The organism is Rhizobium sp. BK399, assembly GCF_014194695.1.
Classification (GTDB): domain Bacteria; phylum Pseudomonadota; class Alphaproteobacteria; order Rhizobiales; family Rhizobiaceae; genus Rhizobium.
On the sequence record NZ_JACIAH010000005.1, the window covers coordinates 13,332 to 31,390 of the forward strand.

The 18,059-nt window shown below is 60.1% G+C and carries 17 protein-coding genes; 5 read left to right on the forward strand and 12 right to left on the reverse strand.

What is annotated here, in order from left to right; genetic code table 11:
- The first annotated feature begins 40 nt into the window (after positions 1–40).
- Positions 41–313 (forward strand): DUF982 domain-containing protein, encoded by a 273-nt coding sequence (locus FHT97_RS12610; protein ID WP_183757422.1) that lies wholly within the window; start codon positions 41–43, stop codon positions 311–313.
- Between the two features lie 56 nt (positions 314–369).
- On the opposite strand, the gene FHT97_RS12615 is transcribed toward FHT97_RS12610, so the two are convergent.
- The 9 genes from FHT97_RS12615 to FHT97_RS12655 form a co-directional block, all read right to left on the reverse strand.
- The gene (locus tag FHT97_RS12615; protein WP_183863010.1) at positions 370–1,152 is read right to left on the reverse strand and encodes an alpha/beta hydrolase; all 783 of its coding nucleotides are present in this window, start codon (positions 1,150–1,152) and stop codon (positions 370–372) included.
- Between the two features lie 311 nt (positions 1,153–1,463).
- On the reverse strand, positions 1,464–2,081 hold the full coding sequence (locus FHT97_RS12620; protein ID WP_183862567.1) for a LysE family transporter: 618 nt from the start codon (positions 2,079–2,081) through the stop codon (positions 1,464–1,466).
- 135 nt (positions 2,082–2,216) lie between these two features.
- Positions 2,217–2,609 (reverse strand): Fe-S cluster assembly scaffold SufA, encoded by a 393-nt coding sequence (gene sufA, locus FHT97_RS12625; RefSeq protein WP_016554094.1) that lies wholly within the window; start codon positions 2,607–2,609, stop codon positions 2,217–2,219.
- A 77-nt stretch (positions 2,610–2,686) separates the two neighbouring features.
- The gene (locus tag FHT97_RS12630; RefSeq protein ID WP_016554095.1) at positions 2,687–3,067 is read right to left on the reverse strand and encodes an SUF system Fe-S cluster assembly protein; all 381 of its coding nucleotides are present in this window, start codon (positions 3,065–3,067) and stop codon (positions 2,687–2,689) included.
- Between the two features lie 11 nt (positions 3,068–3,078).
- Complete coding sequence (locus FHT97_RS12635; protein WP_183862569.1) at positions 3,079–4,320, reverse strand: cysteine desulfurase; 1,242 nt, start codon at positions 4,318–4,320, stop codon at positions 3,079–3,081.
- Between the two features lie 12 nt (positions 4,321–4,332).
- The gene (gene sufD, locus FHT97_RS12640) at positions 4,333–5,607 is read right to left on the reverse strand and encodes a Fe-S cluster assembly protein SufD (protein WP_183862571.1); all 1,275 of its coding nucleotides are present in this window, start codon (positions 5,605–5,607) and stop codon (positions 4,333–4,335) included.
- A 23-nt stretch (positions 5,608–5,630) separates the two neighbouring features.
- Positions 5,631–6,386 (reverse strand): Fe-S cluster assembly ATPase SufC, encoded by a 756-nt coding sequence (gene sufC, locus FHT97_RS12645; RefSeq protein ID WP_114713814.1) that lies wholly within the window; start codon positions 6,384–6,386, stop codon positions 5,631–5,633.
- A gap of 73 nt (positions 6,387–6,459) precedes the next feature.
- Complete coding sequence (gene sufB / locus FHT97_RS12650) at positions 6,460–7,929, reverse strand: Fe-S cluster assembly protein SufB (protein ID WP_183862573.1); 1,470 nt, start codon at positions 7,927–7,929, stop codon at positions 6,460–6,462.
- A 144-nt stretch (positions 7,930–8,073) separates the two neighbouring features.
- Positions 8,074–9,240, reverse strand: a complete 1,167-nt coding sequence (locus FHT97_RS12655) for a cysteine desulfurase family protein (protein WP_183757428.1) — start codon at positions 9,238–9,240, stop codon at positions 8,074–8,076.
- A gap of 203 nt (positions 9,241–9,443) precedes the next feature.
- Here FHT97_RS12655 and FHT97_RS12660 point away from each other — a divergent pair, with 203 nt between their 5' ends.
- Positions 9,444–10,121, forward strand: coding sequence for an alpha/beta hydrolase (locus FHT97_RS12660; protein WP_016554101.1), 678 nt, complete (start codon positions 9,444–9,446; stop codon positions 10,119–10,121).
- On the opposite strand, the gene FHT97_RS12665 is transcribed toward FHT97_RS12660, so the two are convergent.
- Positions 10,118–10,600 carry a GNAT family N-acetyltransferase gene (locus FHT97_RS12665; protein WP_183863012.1) on the reverse strand — a complete coding sequence of 161 codons (483 nt, stop codon included), beginning with the start codon at positions 10,598–10,600 and terminating at the stop codon, positions 10,118–10,120. The two genes, FHT97_RS12660 and FHT97_RS12665, sit on opposite strands and share 4 nt — an antisense overlap.
- A 38-nt stretch (positions 10,601–10,638) precedes the next feature.
- Complete coding sequence (locus FHT97_RS12670) at positions 10,639–11,757, reverse strand: anhydro-N-acetylmuramic acid kinase (protein ID WP_183862575.1); 1,119 nt, start codon at positions 11,755–11,757, stop codon at positions 10,639–10,641.
- A gap of 116 nt (positions 11,758–11,873) precedes the next feature.
- Here FHT97_RS12670 and tyrS point away from each other — a divergent pair, with 116 nt between their 5' ends.
- A complete protein-coding gene (tyrS, locus tag FHT97_RS12675; protein ID WP_183862577.1) occupies positions 11,874–13,130 on the forward strand; it encodes a tyrosine--tRNA ligase in 1,257 nt (418 codons plus the stop codon).
- 51 nt (positions 13,131–13,181) lie between these two features.
- On the opposite strand, the gene FHT97_RS12680 is transcribed toward tyrS, so the two are convergent.
- Complete coding sequence (locus tag FHT97_RS12680; protein WP_183862579.1) at positions 13,182–16,574, reverse strand: DUF3971 domain-containing protein; 3,393 nt, start codon at positions 16,572–16,574, stop codon at positions 13,182–13,184.
- 119 nt (positions 16,575–16,693) lie between these two features.
- Between FHT97_RS12680 and FHT97_RS12685 the strand changes: the two genes are divergently transcribed.
- Both FHT97_RS12685 and FHT97_RS12690 read left to right on the forward strand, forming a co-directional pair.
- Positions 16,694–17,167, forward strand: coding sequence for a peroxiredoxin (locus FHT97_RS12685; RefSeq protein ID WP_183862581.1), 474 nt, complete (start codon positions 16,694–16,696; stop codon positions 17,165–17,167).
- The gene (locus FHT97_RS12690; RefSeq protein ID WP_183862584.1) at positions 17,164–17,988 is read left to right on the forward strand and encodes a ferritin-like domain-containing protein; all 825 of its coding nucleotides are present in this window, start codon (positions 17,164–17,166) and stop codon (positions 17,986–17,988) included. Before FHT97_RS12685 ends, FHT97_RS12690 begins: the two co-directional genes overlap by 4 nt.
- Positions 17,989–18,059: the final 71 nt, after the last annotated feature.

Here is an 18,059-nt window from a genome sequence, read left to right on the forward strand (position 1 = left end):
GGCCTTTCCACGAACGCGACAAGATAAAGGTCCGAGCGGAATGCCAAAAGACGACGCCGATTCCGTGACGCAGGCGCCCTGGCCGAAGCCGGTGCTGCTCGCGCTCGAAGAGCCCGGCAACTATGTGACGATCGCGACAACGCAGGCAGCCTCCTGGGCCATGATCGAGGATTGGCCGACAGAAGACGGCACGGCACTCGACAAGGCGCTGCTTGTCTGCGCCGACGTCATCAAGGGCAAGCGCACCAACGACGACGCCCGCGAAGCGTTCATAGCCGCCGCCGTCGAGGCCGGTATCGACATCAAGAGCTGACCGCCAGCCCGTGCTTTCGTTGTGTCAGCGTCCAGAGCGAGCAACGGGGATTTTTGCTATGCCCTCTGTTGCCCCGCGGCATCCAGGATTAAGCCGGCAATGGCGTCCGGGTGCGAAATCAGTGACAAATGGCTCGATTCCAGCTCGATGGTCTTGGCGCCCATGCGCTTGGCCATGAAACGCTCGAGGTCGGGATTGATCGTTCGGTCTTCAGTGGAAACGGCATACCAGCTGGGCTTCGAACGCCATGCCGCCTGTGTCGTCTTACCCGTGAGGAGCGCCTTGTGGAATGGCTCCTGCACCGCATAGAGCACCTTAGCCTTCGCCTCGGGGAGATCTCCGGCAAAATCACGCAGGAACGCCGCTTCGGTCAGCCGCCCCTCGTCGCCATCGAAGACTATCCCTGCTGAAGCAGGCGGTGTCGGAAATGTCTTGGCAAGGGCCGTATAGTCTTCGCCGGCGTCAGGCGCACGCGCAGCGACAAAAACGAGCGCCGATACGCTCGGATGCACCCCCGTCTCGGTAACCAACATGCCGGAGAACGAATGACCGACCAGTACCGTTGGACCATCCTGCCGGTCGAGCACGCGCTGCACCGCGGCTGCGGCTTCGGGGAGCGTCGTTAGCGGGTTCTGCACGGCCGTCGCATTGAGCCCTGCAGCTTGCAGTCGAGCAATGACGTCGGTCCAGCAGGAACCGTCGGCGAACAGTCCGTGTGCCAATACGACGTTTCGGGCCCTCGTCGGGGAGGTAGGCGCTGCCATGCTGCGCGGAGATATGAGGGAAGCTGCAGCGCCTGCCACGAGTGCTGCTGAGAATGTTCGTCTGTTCATCATCATCATGATCGATGTCCCTAAACGTTGAACTGTCTGCAGAATGGGCGCGCAGCTGTGGCTGCGCACACAACCATGTGGGCCTGAAAAACTCGTTCGAAGTGGCTTTTCTTGTCGCTGTTAGACCGGCGCCGTTGGCGCTGGGTAACTCCCTTGGAACGACCTTTGCGAAGAGCTCTCAAGCGCTCTCGCACTGCACTCGTTCGCCAATGAAGCTATTCAGGAAGCGGCAACCGGTCAATCTATCCTGCGCTAGACATAGGTATAGGTCGCGACACAAACCTGCGCGACGACTCAGGATCAACTGCAATGACGCTCTAAAGAAGCGAATAGACCGCCGAGGCGAGTGCAAGAAGTCCGAAGAGGATCAAAAGATGGCTCGTTCCTCGCGCGACCTTCGTCGTGAAGTCCTTGGGCAGTTTTCCCCTTGCAAGGTTCACTGCGCCGCTTAGAGAAAGCCACCAGCCAAGCGATCCGCAGAATACGCCAGCGACGATGGCTGCCGAGCTGAAGCGCCGGGTCTCCTCCGTCAGCCCAAAGCCGGCAAAGAGAGCGCCGAACGAGAGAATGGTCGCCGGATTGGAAATCGTAAGCAGGAATGTCGCTAACGTCGTGCCAAGTAGCCCACCCGCCCTGACATCTGCAGCGCGAACTGGATCGTGGGTCAATCCGCGATAACCGAGCGCCAGCAACAGTAGTCCTCCGCCGAATGCCAATGGCAGGGTAGCGGCCGACATCAACTCCTCAAAAACGGCAATGCCCGTTACCGCCGCAAGAGCGTAGCTGGCGTCGCCCACCGCCGTCCCGAAGCCGCAAGAAAAGCCAGCCAGAAAGCCGCGCTCGAGTGTGCGGTTAATGCATAGCATCCCGATCGGCCCAAGTGGCGCGGTGATGATGACACCCAGCAAAGCGCCTTTCAGGAACAGTAGTAGCATTCTTCCGCGGATTCCTTTTCGCTGGCGCCTTTCACGAGCTCTCGACACCGGGCCATAAACGGCAGCCGCAGGGAGGTAAAACGAAAAAAGCTGCCGAGACGGCAGCCTTGTCGATGATTCGATCGATTGTGACAATCAGTGCGCCGGCACGACAGCATTGCCCTGGGCGGCTAGCGCTGCGAGGTCCGCGGGCTTTAGCTCGACGGATTCGCCACAGCCACAAGCCGATGTCTGGTTGGGGTTGGTAAAAATGAAGCCCGAGCGCAACGTCGTGCTTTCGAAGCCCATTTCTGTGCCGAGGAGGTAGAGCACAGCCGATGGTTCGACCCAGACCTTGGCGCCATCGCGTTCGATCAGGTCATCCTTCGCGTTCGGCTCGGTCACGAGGTCGATGGTATATTCCATCCCTGCGCAACCACCCTTCTTGATGCCGACGCGGACGCCCTTGGCTTCCGGTCCGGAGTTTTCGACGATCGCCTTCACGCGGTTCGCGGCAGCGTCCGTCATGCTCATTATTGCAAAGCCCATTGGCCTCTTCTCCTTCCGCGCTCGGATTAAAGGTCCGGCGTTTCATGATTCAAATGTAGTGCCAGCAGCTTAACCGATCAATACCAGCCGACAGCGACCTGCGCCTCTTCCGACATGCGGTCCGGCGTCCACGGCGGATCGAAGGTCATCTCGACCTCGACGCCTGACACGCCCTCGACCGCCCCAACGGCGTTCTCGACCCAGCCGGGCATCTCGCCGGCGACGGGGCAGCCAGGCGCCGTCAGCGTCATCATGATCTTCACCATGCGGTCGTCTTCGATGTCGATCTTGTAGATCAGCCCGAGCTCGAAGATGTCAGCGGGAATTTCCGGGTCATAGACCGTCTTGAGTGCTGAAATCACATCGTCGCTAAGCCGTGCCAGTTCATCGGCCGGAATGCTGGAATGCACGATGCCTTCGCGCACGTCGATCTTCTGTTCGCTTTCGTCCAGGCTCATATGGACACTCCTTAGGCAAAGAACTTGCGCGCATAATCAAGCGCATCGGCCAAGGCATCGACCTCGGCCCGTGTATTATACATCCCGAAGGACGCGCGGCATGTGGAGGTGACGCCGAAGCGTTTCAAGAGCGGCATGGCGCAATGTGTGCCTGCGCGAACCGCAACACCCTGGCGGTCGATCACCATCGACACGTCATGAGCATGCAGACCGGCAAGCTCGAAGGAGAAGATACCGCCCTTGCCCGGCGCCGTACCGAACACCCGCAATGCATTGACCGCCTGCAGTCGCTCTGCGGCGTAGGCGGCGAGATCAGCTTCATGGCGTGCAATCGCCTCCCGGCCGACTTTTTCCATGTAATCAAGCGCGTAGCCGAGCCCTATCGCCTGCACGATCGGCGGTGTTCCGGCTTCGAATCGATGCGGCGGATCGTTGTAGGTCACGGCATCCTCCGTCACCTCGAAGATCATCTCGCCGCCACCCTGGAAGGGCCGCATCTCGCGTAGCCGATCCTTCTTGCCGTAGAGCACGCCGATGCCCGACGGCCCATAGAGCTTGTGGCCGGTCATGACGTACCAGTCGCAATCGATGTCCTGCACGTCGACGGGCATATGGACGGCGCCCTGCGATCCATCGACCAGCACCGGAATACCGCGCTCATGTGCGATCCGGCAGATTTCCTTGACCGGAACGACCGTGCCGAGCGCGTTCGACATATGCGTGATGGCGACTAGCTTCGTCCGCTCCGTCAGGCTCTTCTCGAAATCCTCGATATGGAAAGCGCCCTCGTCGTCAACAGGTACCCAGACCAGCTTGGCGCCCTGCCGCTCGCGGATGAAATGCCACGGCACGATGTTGGAGTGATGCTCCATGATCGAGATGACGATCTCGTCCCCTTCGCCGATCTTGGGCATGCCCCAGCCATAGGCGACGGTGTTGATCGCCTCCGTCGAAGACTTCGTGAAGATGATGTCGTTGACATCGGGCGCATTGAGGAAGCGCCTCACCTTCTCGCGTGCGCCCTCATAGGCGTCCGTCGCCGCATTCGAGAGAAAATGCAGGCCGCGATGAACGTTCGCATACTCGTTCGAATAGGCATGCGAGATCGCATCAATGACGACCTGCGGTTTCTGTGCGGAGGCGCCGTTGTCGAGATAGACCAGCGGCTTGCCATAGACCTCCTTCGCAAGGATCGGAAAATCCTTGCGAATGGCTTCGACGTCGTATGCTGTGGCCGGAACTATCTTGTCCATGACGCTATCCGATCAGGCGTGCTTTTCGAGCCAGGCCGAGATGACGCCTTCCAGCGACTCGACCAGGGCTTCGTCTTCCAGTTCCTCGACGATCTCGGCAACGAAGGCGTTGACGAGCATGGCGCGCGCCTTGTTCTCCGGAATACCGCGAGCCATCAGGTAGTAGAGATGGTTGTGATCGATGTCGGCAACGGTCGCGCCGTGACCGCACTGAACGTCGTCAGCAAAGATCTCGAGTTCCGGCTTCACCGAGAATTCGGCGTCGTCGGACATCAGCAGCGTGTTGCATGCCATCTTCGCGTCAGTCTTCTGCGCATCAGGCGCAACCCGGATCATACCCTGGAAGACGCCGTTGGCGCGGTCGAAGACCACGTTGCGGATCACTTCGGTGGAACCCGTATGCGGAACGTTGTGGCCGAGAACCATGGTCACGTCGGTATGTGTTTCGGCGCCCAGCAGGTTGATGCCGCGCAGCGTCAGATCGGCACCCTCGCCCGTCACCTTGATGTGCAGTTCCTGACGAACCAGCTTGCCACCGGCGTTGATGATGAAGAGCTTCAGCTTGGCATCGGCCCCGAGGTCGACACGGATCTGGCCAAGATGTGTATCCTCGGCACCCTGCTGCTGGACGATGATCCAGGTAAGCTCGGTGCCCTCTCCGACCGTGATGTCACTGACATGCGACACGAATGCCGCATCCGACGTCACTGCAAGGTGACGCTCGATAACGGTCGCCTTGATGTTGGCACCGAAGCTGACCGGCAGGCGCGTATGCGCCTGACCACCAGCGTGAACGAACTGGATCTCCAGCGGTTCTTCGAGCAAAGTCTCGGCGGGAACGTCGAGGACATAGCCATCACGCACGAAGCTGCCGTTGATGCGACCGATCGCGTCGTCGCTGCCGAGCGCCCCAAGGCTGGTGGCAGCCGTGCCGTTTGAAAGCTGGGCCGCGTAGCCCGAAATTTCCAACCCGTCTACCGAACGCTTGAGGTCGGGAACGCCCTGAATGACCGAGAGAACCGAGGACTCTTCGACCAGCGGGTCGCGGGCTTCCGAACCGGCGTCGCCTGCCTGGTCCGGAATGGTCCGAAGCAGGGTCTTGAGGTCGGTATAGTGCCAGGCCTCGACGCGACGCGTCGGTAGGCCGGCCTTCTTCAGGTCGTCAAGCAGGCGGTCGCGGATGGCGATAACCGAACCGTCGCCCGGCAGTTCGCCGATCTGATCATTGAAAGCCTCGATGAGCGCCGCTTCCGCGGCGGTCTGGCGGCTCGTCGTCTGCATGTTCATGAGACTCGTCCTTTCCGCCGTAATCAGGCTGCCGCACCGATGATGTCGGCGTAGCCATTGGCTTCCAGATCATGCGCCAGCGTCTTGTCGCCCGACTTGATCACCTGGCCCTTGTAGAGAACGTGAACCGTATCCGGGACAATATAGTCGAGCAGGCGCTGGTAGTGCGTGATGACGATGACGGCGCGATCAGGCGAACGCAGCGCGTTGACGCCATCGGCGACGATCTTCAGCGCGTCGATGTCGAGACCGGAGTCGGTTTCGTCGAGGACGCAAAGCTGCGGCTGCAGCAATGCCATCTGCAGGATTTCGGCGCGCTTCTTCTCACCACCGGAGAAGCCGACATTCAGCGGGCGCTTCAGCATCTCAGTGTTGATCTGCAGCTTGCCAGCAGCGTCCTTCACGAGGCGCATGAAGTCAGGCGTCTTCAGCTCTTCTTCGCCGCGAGCCTTGCGCTGCTCATTCATCGCGACCTTGAGGAACTGCATGGTGGCAACGCCCGGAATTTCGACCGGGTACTGGAAGGCGAGGAAAATGCCCTTGGCCGCGCGCTCGGCAGCGTCGAGTTCCAGGATGCTCTCGCCGTTGTAGAGGATGTCGCCTTCGGTCACTTCGTAGTCTTCACGGCCCGACAGGATGTAGGAGAGCGTCGACTTGCCGGAGCCGTTCGGGCCCATGATGGCGGCAACTTCGCCGGCCTTCACGGTGAGGTTCAGGCCGCGGATGATCTCTGTGCCGTCTTCGGCGATGCGGGCGTGCAGGTTCTTAATCTCAAGCATGGTCTTGTCCCATAAAAAGCAATCGGAGAAAGGCGCGATCCACGCGCCCTCGCGCATTCATTGTCGTGTTGCGTCAGCCGACGCTGCCTTCGAGCGAGATGCTGATGAGCTTCTGCGCCTCGACGGCAAATTCCATCGGCAGTTCCTGCAGGACTTCCTTGACGAAGCCGTTGACGATCAGGGCGATCGCCGCTTCGGTCGGGATGCCGCGCTGCAGGCAGTAGAACAGCTGGTCCTCGGAAATTTTCGAGGTCGTCGCTTCGTGCTCGAACTGCGCCGTCGAATTCTTCGCCTCGATGTACGGCACCGTATGCGCGCCACACTTGTCGCCGATCAGCAGCGAGTCGCACTGCGTGAAGTTACGCGCGTTCGACGCCTTGCGGTGGGCCGAGACCTGTCCGCGATAGGTGTTCTGCGACACGCCCGCGGCAATGCCCTTGGAAACGATGCGGCTCGACGTGTTCTTGCCGAGATGGATCATCTTCGTGCCCGAGTCGATCTGCTGGTGGCCGTTCGACACGGCGATCGAGTAGAATTCGCCTCTGGAGTCGTCGCCGCGCAGGATGCAGGACGGGTACTTCCAGGTGATAGCCGAACCCGTTTCGACCTGCGTCCACGAAATCTTCGACCGGTGACCACGGCAGTCGCCGCGCTTGGTGACGAAGTTGTAGATACCGCCCTTGCCCTGCGCATCACCAGGATACCAGTTCTGGACAGTCGAATACTTGATCTCGGCATCATCGAGAGCCACGAGCTCGACGACAGCCGCATGCAGCTGGTTTTCGTCGCGCTGCGGGGCGGTGCAGCCTTCGAGGTAGGAGACGTAGGCGCCCTCTTCCGCGATGATCAGCGTCCGCTCGAACTGGCCGGTGTTCTTCTCGTTGATGCGGAAGTAGGTGGACAGCTCCATCGGGCAGCGAACGCCCTTCGGAACGAACACGAACGACCCATCGGTGAAGACAGCCGAGTTCAGCGTCGCATAATAGTTGTCGGAGGTCGGAACGACGGAGCCGAGGTACTTCTGCACCAGTTCCGGATGCTCGCGGATCGCTTCCGAGATCGACATGAAGATCACGCCGGCCTTCTTCAGCTCTTCCTTGAAGGTCGTGACGACCGAAACGGAGTCAAAGACGGCATCGACTGCGATCTTCGGCCTTTCGACGCCGGCCAGGATTTCCTGCTCCTTGAGCGGAATACCGAGCTTCTCGTAGACCTTGAGGATTTCAGGGTCGACTTCGTCGAGCGACTTCGGGCCGGGCGTGCTTTTCGGCGCGGCGTAGTAGTAGATGTCGTTGAAATCGATTTTCGGATAGTCGACGCGCGCCCAGGTGGGCTCTTCCAGCGTCAGCCAGCGCTTGTAGGCTTCCAGACGCCATTCGAGCATCCATTCCGGTTCCTGCTTCTTGGCGGAGATGAAACGGATGATATCTTCGGACAGGCCCTTGGGTGCCTTGTCCATTTCGATGATGGTCTCGAAACCGTATTTATACTGATCGACGTCAATCTCGCGGACGCGATCAACCGTTTCCTGGACGGCGGGCATGTCATTCTCCAATCTCGCCGGAGAAAAGGTCCGGCAGCTTGTCGTTCGGGCAGTATAGGTTTGCCCCGTATGTAGGTGGCCAAAAGGGACTTTTCAGCCCGAATGGCAAGCGGAAAATTGCCTTTCCGCAAATTTATGAAGCGGTCACGCCGCCTCTCCGGCCGGCTTGCGCCGAGCGGCTATTTTCGCAAAGACGGAAATCGCTCGGTCGACCTCCTCTTCGGTCGTGGCAAAGCCCAACGAAATCCGCAGAGCACCGAGCTTGGGATCACGCCCCATGGCGACCAGAACATGACTCTCGCCCACCTTGCCGGACGAGCAGGCAGAGCCGGCGGAAAGCGCAACGCCTTCGAGATCGAAGGCGATCTGGCCCGTTTCAGCCTTCAGCCCCGGAAGGGTGAAGAAAGTCGTGTTGGAAACGCGTGCTCCCTCGGCGCCGTAGACGACAACATCGGGTGCAGCCCCACGCATACCGCTTTCCAGCCGGTCACGCAGCGCCGAAATTGCCGCGTTGCGGGCCTCGAATTCCGCGACAGCGGCTTCCGCGGCAGCGCCAAAGCCGACCACCGCCAATGAATTTTCCGTCCCCGAGCGGTGACCCTTCTCCTGGCCACCGCCGTGGATCAACGGCAGTGGCATCAACACTTCCCCGCGTGTAACGAGCGCGCCGGCGCCCTTGGGGCCGCCAATCTTGTGCGACGATACGATCAGGAAATCGGCGCCAAGCTCGTTGATATCGAGCTTCAGTCGGCCCGCGGCCTGTACAGCATCGACAACAAGCAGCCCGCCCTGCGCCTGCACGATCTTTGCAATATCGGAAATTGGCTGAACGATGCCGGTCTCGTTGTTGACAAGCATGACCGCGACCATCGGCAACCCTGCCGACTTGTCGTGAGCAGCAAGCAGAGCGCCAAGAGCGTCAAGATCGACGACACCGGCCTCTGTCACCGGAATTTCCGTCGTCTGCTCCTTCGAAAACCGACCACCCTCCCGCACGGCCGGATGCTCGACCGCCGAATAATAGAGCCGACCGATGGCTATTGGCGTCCGCCCCATCTTGAAATCAGGCGTCAGCACCATGTTGGCTGCTTCGGTAGCGCCACTGGTAAAGATCACATGCGCGGCATCGGCACCCGTAAGGACAGCGACCTGCCGCCGCGCGTGTTCGATCGCAGCTCGGACGCTGCGGCCTTCGCCATGCACCGAGTTCGGATTGCCGAACAGATCCAGCGCGCGCAGAACCGCGTCGCGCGCATGTGGATGCAGCGGCGAAGTCGCGTTCCAGTCGAGATAAAGGCGTGGCGGCGCCATGATCTTTGTCCTGCGCTTTAAGCTTGCACGACGCCTCGGCTCATTTTCCTTGAAATTTCGGCCGGGCTTGCCTTATGACACATCCCACAATGCGTGGATCGCCATGCAAGTTTCGAATTGTTCTAAACTGCGTTTTAGAAAAGCTGACAACGTTCGTCAAGTCTGCGCAGCGTGAACGCGAAGAAATAAACGCCGGAGTACCGATGCCCGAAGTCATTTTCAACGGCCCCGCAGGCCGCCTTGAAGGCCGCTACCAGCCCTCCAAGGAAAAGAGCGCGCCGATTGCCCTCATCCTGCACCCGCACCCTCAGTTCGGCGGCACGATGAACAACCAGATCGTCTACCAGCTCTTCTACATGTTCCAGAAGCGCGGTTTCACGACGCTGCGCTTCAACTTCCGGGGAATCGGTCGCAGCCAGGGCGAATTCGACCACGGCGCCGGCGAGCTTTCCGATGCGGCCTCGGCCCTCGACTGGGTGCAGAGCTTGCATCCCGATTCGAAGACATGCTGGGTTGCCGGCTATTCCTTCGGCTCCTGGATCGGCATGCAGCTCCTGATGCGTCGTCCTGAGATCGAAGGCTTCATGTCGATTGCGCCGCAGCCGAATACCTACGACTTCTCGTTCCTCGCACCCTGCCCGTCGTCCGGCCTGATCATCAACGGCGAAGCCGACAAGGTCGCGCCCGAAAAGGATGTGAACGGCCTCGTCGAGAAGCTGAAGACGCAGAAGGGTATCCTGATCACGCACCGCACGGTGCCGGGCGCCAACCACTTCTTCAACGGCCAGGTCGAGACGCTGATGGGCGAATGCGAGGATTACCTCGATCGCCGCCTGAATGGCGAACTGGTGCCTGAGCCGGCCGCCAAGCGCATCCGCTAGGCCGATCGCATCCCGGCGGTCATTTCGAACGTCGGACAGGACAATCCGTCAATGATCATAGGCATGCGGCTTCGCATGCCTATTTTCGTCAGGACATGCTGGGACGCGGCATTGTCAGGATGGGTGAATGCGATGAACTGTTGCGCAAAGTTCCGCCGGAAAAACCAGTCCATCAGGCGGCTGGCAATCTCCGTCGCATAGCCTTTGCCCCACTCCTGCTGCCTCAGCGAGTACCCGAGTTCGAAATCCTGCCTGTCGCCGCCGAACAGCGAAAAGCCCGCGCGACCGATGAAGCGGCCATCCTCACGACTCATAACCTTGTATTTCGTCGTTCCGTCCCGCGCCTGCTCGCCGAACCAGCTGCGCAGTCGCTCGTCGGCCTTCTCTCGCGACCATGGGGCTGCGCCGGAAAGATATCGCGTCGTCTCGATCGTCGAGTGAAGCTCCTGAATGAGACCGGCATCGTCGGGTTCCCACATGACGGCGACAAGCCGGGGCGTCTCCAGAATGACCTGCCTCACGGCTTCACCACCACACCGCCGCTGACAGGCGTACCAACTCCCGTCGTTCCCGGAAATGTTAAAGGCAGGCCGTCCAGCGACCGAACAGCGAGATAAGCCCAGGCTTCCGCCTCCATGGAATCACCGTTGAACCCCGCTTCTTCCGCTGCAATCACCTCGGCGCCCCGTCTTTGCGCCAGATCCTTCAGATCCTGCATCAGCACGCGATTGAGGCGCCCACCTCCGCAGATGATATACAGCGTCGGCATCACTGGCAGGTGACCCGCGGACTTGATGATCGACGCGGCGGCGACATGCGCAAGGGTGCGCGCACCATCCGCAAGCTCTGCGTCCGAGCCTGAAGGTGGTGGAAAGTCGTTGCGGTCAAGCGAGCGCCGCTTCTCCGCTGTAAAGAACGGGCTGCTCAAATAGCGATCCGCGAGATCGTCGATCACCCGTCCCTCCGAGGCAATCATGCCGCCTTGATCGAACGGCACCCCCGCATGGGTCTCAACCCACTGGTCGATCAACGTATTGCCCGGCCCGCTATCATATCCGACGATGATGCCATCAGCACCGACATAGGTCAGGTTGGAAATCCCGCCGATGTTGACGAAGCAGACCGGCAAGGTCGCATCAGCGACGTTAGCAGCAAGCGCCGCGTGGTAAACCGGGACCAGGGGTGCGCCCTGACCGCCGTGGACCATGTCATTGGCGCGGAGGTCATAGGCGACAGGTATCCCCGTCTCGCGGGCGAGCAGCGTCCCGTCACCGATCTGGACCGTCAGCGCCTCGTCCGGCCGATGCAGCACCGTCTGCCCATGAAAGCCGATGACGTCGATCGCGGATGCATCCAGCGCGTTCGCGTCCAGAAATTGCCTAACGGCAATTGCATGACGCAACGTCAGTTCTCGCTCGATTGATGCCAGTTCGCCCGGTCTCTGCTCACGCCGCGTGATAATTTTCGCCTGCTCCAGCGCAACCTTCAGCCGGTCGCGAAAGGCGGGCTCATACGGGACACCAAGGGAGGGCCCGCGTTCGACGACGGTACGGCCGTCGGTGCGCAGCAGCGCCACATCGATACCATCCATCGACGTTCCGCTCATCAAACCGATCGCGGTTCTGATCTTCTCCATGGAGCCTCGCTGGAAGATTCCTGCCAAATGGTGACTGTTCGGCAAAACAGTGCTAAACGCGCCGCGTCACTTCGACAATAGCCAATCCGAAAATCCGCATCCGAGAGCAAAAGGTCATGTCCGAGTTCAAATCCGATTTCCTCCGCACGCTGAAAGAGCGCGGCTTCATTCATCAAATTTCCGATGAATCCGGCCTCGACGAACTCTTCGCCAAGGAAACGGTAACAGCCTATATCGGCTTTGACCCGACCGCGCCTAGCCTGCATGCTGGCTCGCTGATCCAGATCATGATGCTGCACTGGATGCAGGCGACGGGCCATCGCGCCATTTCGCTGATGGGCGGCGGCACCGGCATGGTCGGCGACCCCTCCTTCAAGGAGGAGGCGCGGCAGCTGATGACCGTCGATACGATCGAGAGCAACATCGCTTCGATCAAGCGCGTCTTCTCGAATTACCTGACCTACGGCGAAGAGGCGAAGGACGCGTTGATGATCAACAATGCCGAATGGCTGAGATCTCTCAACTACCTTGAATTCCTGCGCGATGTTGGCCGGCACTTCTCGGTCAACCGCATGCTAGCTTTCGATAGCGTCAAGACGCGCCTCGATCGCGAACAGTCGCTGTCGTTCCTCGAATTCAACTACATGATCCTGCAGGCCTACGACTTCGTCGAATTGGCGAAGCGTTACGACTGCCGTCTGCAGATGGGTGGTTCGGACCAGTGGGGCAACATCGTCAATGGCATCGATCTCGGTCACCGCATGGGGACGCCGCAGCTCTACGCCCTCACCTCGCCGCTGCTGACGACCGCGTCAGGTGCGAAGATGGGCAAGTCTGCCACCGGCGCTGTCTGGCTCAACGCAGACATGCTGTCGGCCTATGACTTCTGGCAGTACTGGCGCAATACAGAGGATGCCGACGTTTCGCGCTTCCTAAAGCTCTACACAACCCTACCGATGGACGAAATCGCACGACTTTCGGCGCTCGCCGGCTCCGAGATCAACGAGGTCAAGAAGATCCTCGCCACGGAAGTCACCGCCATCCTGCACGGCCGTGCAGCCGCTGAACAAGCTGCCGAAACCGCCCGCAAGACGTTCGAGGAAGGCGGCCTTGCAGAAAACCTTCCGTCTGTCGACGTACCGGCTGCCGAACTCGACGGCGGCATCGGCCTTCTGTCGCTGATCGTCCGCGCTGGCCTTGCTGCTTCGAATGGTGAGGCGCGCCGCCATGTTCAGGGCGGTGCCGTACGTATCAACGACCAGGCCGTCAGTGATGAGCGCAAGGTGATCGGCAGTGGCGAAGTTACCGCCGATGGCGTCATCAAGCTTTCGCTTGGCAAGAAGAAGCACATTCTGATCCGCCGCGCCGCATAACACGGACGACATCGGAAACCGAAAGCCGGCCTCGAGCCGGCTTTTTTGTGCCTATTGGAATTCAAAGATGTTGCGGAAGACGCCAGGCGCAATGATCGACAGCGGATTGATGATGAGAGCCGGGGATTCCAGTTTGCCCGTCAGCTTGAAGGTAATGCCGATCAGGCCGCGATCCGTGCCATTGCCGAGGATGAATCCGATTAACGGCAACTCGGCGAACAGGCGATTGAGCCCGTACGCAGGCATGAAAGTGCCGGTCATGTCCATATTGCCGCGCTGGTCGCGTACCGTGCCTTGGAATACAGCGCCGACCTGATCTCCACGCACAACACCGTTCTCAATGCCGATCACGCCGTTCTGCGAAACAATTCTGGCAAAACCGCGCTGGAACCGCTGTGCGGAGGTATCGATGTTCCGCTTGACCGCCGAATTCAGGCTTCGTTGCTCCTGACCGACGGGCGTCGACACAATTGAATGCAGACGCTGCTCATTGACCAGGGAGAAGCGCCTGATGTCGATCGAGCCATCCCAGCGATCTCCAGCGCCAAGGCGGATCTGCATGTTGAGCAAGCCACCCATCATGTGCTGATAGAGGTCGGCGAAGCGCGAAACCGAGCCGGCATCCCCGCTGGTGACGTTGATAACGCCATTGCCCTTCGTCTGGGCTACGAACGCCTCGCCGCTGTCGGTGACGCCGGTGAAGTTCAACGATTGCAGCCGACCATCGGCGGAAACGTACAGCATGTCGGCATTCCGCATCTTCTCGTCATTGAAGCCGATGATGCGGCCGAGCTTGGCACGGACGGATACGCTGCCGCTGCGATCGGAGTCACCGCCCCCGCCGCCGGCGGACTTTACCCGGGCGATGATCGGGCGCGCATCGGCGCTGTCGCCGGATACGGAGACATCAAGCCCTCCCTTGTTCCTCTTCACCGACACCGCAAAATCATCGAGCGACGACAGTTTGACGCTGTCGAAATCCGCTTTCATGAGGTTGCCCTTGCCGATGACAAGGGAGCCGTTCGCCCCGAATCCATCCCCCTTGAGGACGAAGTTTTTCAACTCAGTATTGTCGGCGGGGCCAGATGCCTCGAATGTCGCCGTCGCGCCGATTCCGCCTCCTTTCGACCAGCCGATCCATGGAAGAGACAGCCGTGCCCTTCCAAGGTCGACCGACACCGCCTGCCGGTCCTGATCGATACGATTGAGCTCGACATCGATGCTGCCATCGATGATGTCGTTGAGGCCGGGTAGCACTTTTTCACGCTGGTCGTTGTTGAGCGTGGCTGTGATGGTTTGTTGCGGTTGGACGTCCGACGATTTGTCGGTCGGCTCAACGAGTTTGATGCCAGCGGGAATCCCGTCAATCAGCCCTTTGCCGTCAACGCTTACCTGTTTCGGGTCGGCGTTCAGAACCCCGTCGAGACCGGTGATCTTGCGGCCAGAAATTGGCTTGGCAATATCGAGATCCTGCAGCTGCAGCACAGCCTTCCACTCGGCCGGCGGAGGATTCTGGGACGAGATCAGCCCGATGCGTGCCTGCACCTTTGCCGACACCTTGCCTTTGAGGTCCTCAGGCACGAAACCAGCGCGTTGGAGTACTTGGATCGGCTTGTAGGTCAGCAGTTCGCCGACGGCGTCCGCCGCGCCGGAAACGGGAAGATTGATCTCGGCCATGAGGGGCTTGTCATAGGTCGACGGCATGACAAACGTACCCTCGCCGACGTTGACAGATCGTCCCGAAGGGAAGAATGCAGTCCCGCCCTTGATGGAGATTGTTGCGCGCGGACCGCTGAGATCAAAGTGAGCACTCGTATCGCGTATCGGCGGGATGTCACCGGCGACGTTCATCCGCGTATCGGCGATATCGAACGCAATGCGGATCTGGTCCTTATTGAGTTTCAGCCCCTTGCCGACCGCCTCATCAAGACGTCCGAACGGAATGAAGACAGAGATTGATGCGTCGGTAACTGTGCCCCCGAAGAGGTTGCGAAGGACCCATTCGCGACCCTTCGACGCCATCCAGAACGGCCATAGCTGTTTGACCGCCGTGGTCTGCAGCTGCTGTGACTGACCAGCAAAACTGATCTCCGGTGACACATCTGCGAGACGGACATGGAGCGAGCCAAAGAGACCGCCGGCCGGGCTTGAAACCCGCATGTTTGGAAATTGGAGCTCACGGCTGGCAACGAGGTAGCGACCCGTCGCCTGGATGTCGAAGGCGAGAGGTTGCTCGCCGGACCCTGACGGCGCCGCGGTGCCGCCGCTGACAAGGAGATCAATCCCGAAGCCCTTTCCTGCCGACGCATCGACTTTGTCCAGATCGATAAGGGCGCCGCTGAGCGGCACGGATGTGGCGCCGAACTGAACGCGCGACTTTGCAATCTCGAGCGTCTGCTTGGAGAAATCATAGGCGAGATTGATGCGACCGCCGTTCAGTTCTTGCTCGTCGCCGTCCATGTAGAACTGTCCCGGCTTCAGTTCGATTGCGGCAGCGAGCGCCGGCGGCTCTTGATCGCCGGCGCGAACGGCAGAGATCGTCAGATCACTGGCGGCATCGATGCCTTGTCGAATCTGACCCTGAACGTTCCGCTTCAGCGTGAACGGCCCCAGATCGACGCCCGCGACCTGGCCGGTCAGTTTCGAGGTGCGTCCATCAGTCCTTTCGGTGAGGATGCTAAGCGTTGCTGCTTTGCCGTTGATCGCGACCTCGCCATCAAGCGCCAGTGCCCCCTGGCGTGTTCGTGAGAAAGCCACGTTGTTGACCACGATCGAAAGCGGACCGTTTGCAGTATCGGCAAGCTTGATGTCGATGCCCGAGAGCTTTACCGACCGTGTTCCGCCCCGCTCGACAAAACCGTCGACCATATCGAGCTGAGCGAACGCGGCTTCCATCGCAGCGGGAATCTGGTCGACGCGAACATCGTCGAGCTTGAGCGGCTTTCCGGATGGCAGCAGCGCTGTGTCGAGCGCTATATCCTGCGCCTCGATCTGCGCAATCGCGATGCGGCCACGGAAGAGTTGCAGCGGGTCAAGCGCGATGCGCATCGCATGCGTTGTCGATAGGTGCTGTCCGCTCTTCTCGTCGATCATGCTGACGTCGCGCGCCTCGAGCGCAAGCCGCAGGTTTGATGTAAAGCGAATGACGGTCGAACCGACCTCCGCTCGATAGCGGGGTCCGATGGCGGAGTTCAATGCAACCTGCGCCTGTCGCGAAAGCAGTGCGTCGAACATGCCGCTTTCCACCGCGAAGGCGATCGCCGCGAGCACGAAAAGGATAACGGCAACGCAACCACCAGTGACGCCCGCGGTTCGGCGCATGCGCGAACGCGACGGCGGGCAGCTGACAATGATGGGATCCTCGGCCTGCGCGGAGGGAAGCTCATGCAGTGCGACGATATCTTTCTTGCGGAATCTAATTTTTTCGCCGCGGATCGCCGACATGCGCCTCGCCTAACTCCTTATTTTGTGGTCTGGACCAGACTGGCTGGACGATTGTTCGTCCAATATATATCTGGCAAATCACCTGTTATCCACAAACTCGGCAAAAGAAAGGTTTCTCCATGGCGGATATAAGCATCGGCACCGCAGCGCCGGACTTTGATCTTCCGCGAGACGGCGGAGGCCGTGTTTCGCTCGGTGAATTCCGTGGTAAGCCGCTGGTGCTTTTCTTTTATCCCAAGGACGACACGACGGGATGTACGGCGGAATCGCTCGCCTTCACGGCACTGGCCGACGACTTTGAAAAAGCCGGCGCCGCAGTCATCGGCATGTCTCCCGATTCGGTCAAATGTCATGATCGCTTCATCAAGAAACACAATCTTTCGGTTGTCTTGGCGTCCGACGAAGAGAAGACGACGCTTAAGGCCTATGGCGTGTGGAAGCAGAAGACCATGTACGGCCGCAATTTCATGGGTGTAGAACGCACCACGTTTCTCGTTCGCGACGACGGGACGATCGGCACGATCTGGCAGAAGGTGAAGGTGTCCGGTCACGCTGAAATCGTGCTTGCAGCAGTGCAAAACCTCTCACGATGACGCATCGCTCCATCACATCGTTGCGCGGCGGAGCGATTGACGCCATCCGAGCGACCGATCTCGACGAGAAGACTGCCCTTGCCCAAGAGACTGCCACGCGATGGTTTGGCCGGACCTTGTCGCTGCGTTCGCCGCTCGACGCGTCGCTGCCCGATAGGCCAGGCCGCCCCGATAAGCCGGAGTTAATACCGCCGACGCAGGTCGAACGGCGCTCCCTGCACACAGTGAAGGGACGCATTGCGCTGCTCCATGCAATCGCCCATATCGAGCTTAACGCTGTCGACCTCGCACTTGATATCGTGGCGCGATTCGCGACCGAACCGGTGCCGAACTCATTCTTCGACGGCTGGATGCAGGTTGCCTTTGAGGAAGCGAAGCATTTCCGCATGGTGCGCGCCCGCCTGAACGACCTCGGCGCGGATTATGGCGATCTGCCCGCCCACGATGGCCTGTGGCAGGCCGCGCATTCGACCCGGAATGACCTGACGGCGCGGCTTGCCGTTGTTCCGCTGATCCTGGAGGCGCGGGGCCTGGACGTGACGCCTTCGTTGCAGGCCAAGATGCGCGAGACTGGGGACATGGAGAGTGCGGCCGTGCTCGATGTCATCTACAATGACGAGAAGGGTCATGTTGCCATTGGCGCCAAATGGTTCCGCTTCCTCTGCGCGCGCGAAAGGCGGGATCCGGCTCGCACGTTCCACGAATTGGTGCGCGCGAATTTTCGCGGTCCGTTGAAGCCGCCCTTCAACGACATTGCGCGGGCCGAGGCGGGCCTGACGCCGTCCTTCTACCGCTCGCTGACATCGACTAGCAACGCCTGATCTGCAGCGACAGCAATGCTGACCTAAGTAAATATTAACCATAGTCATGCGTAATTAAGGCAATTGAGGCA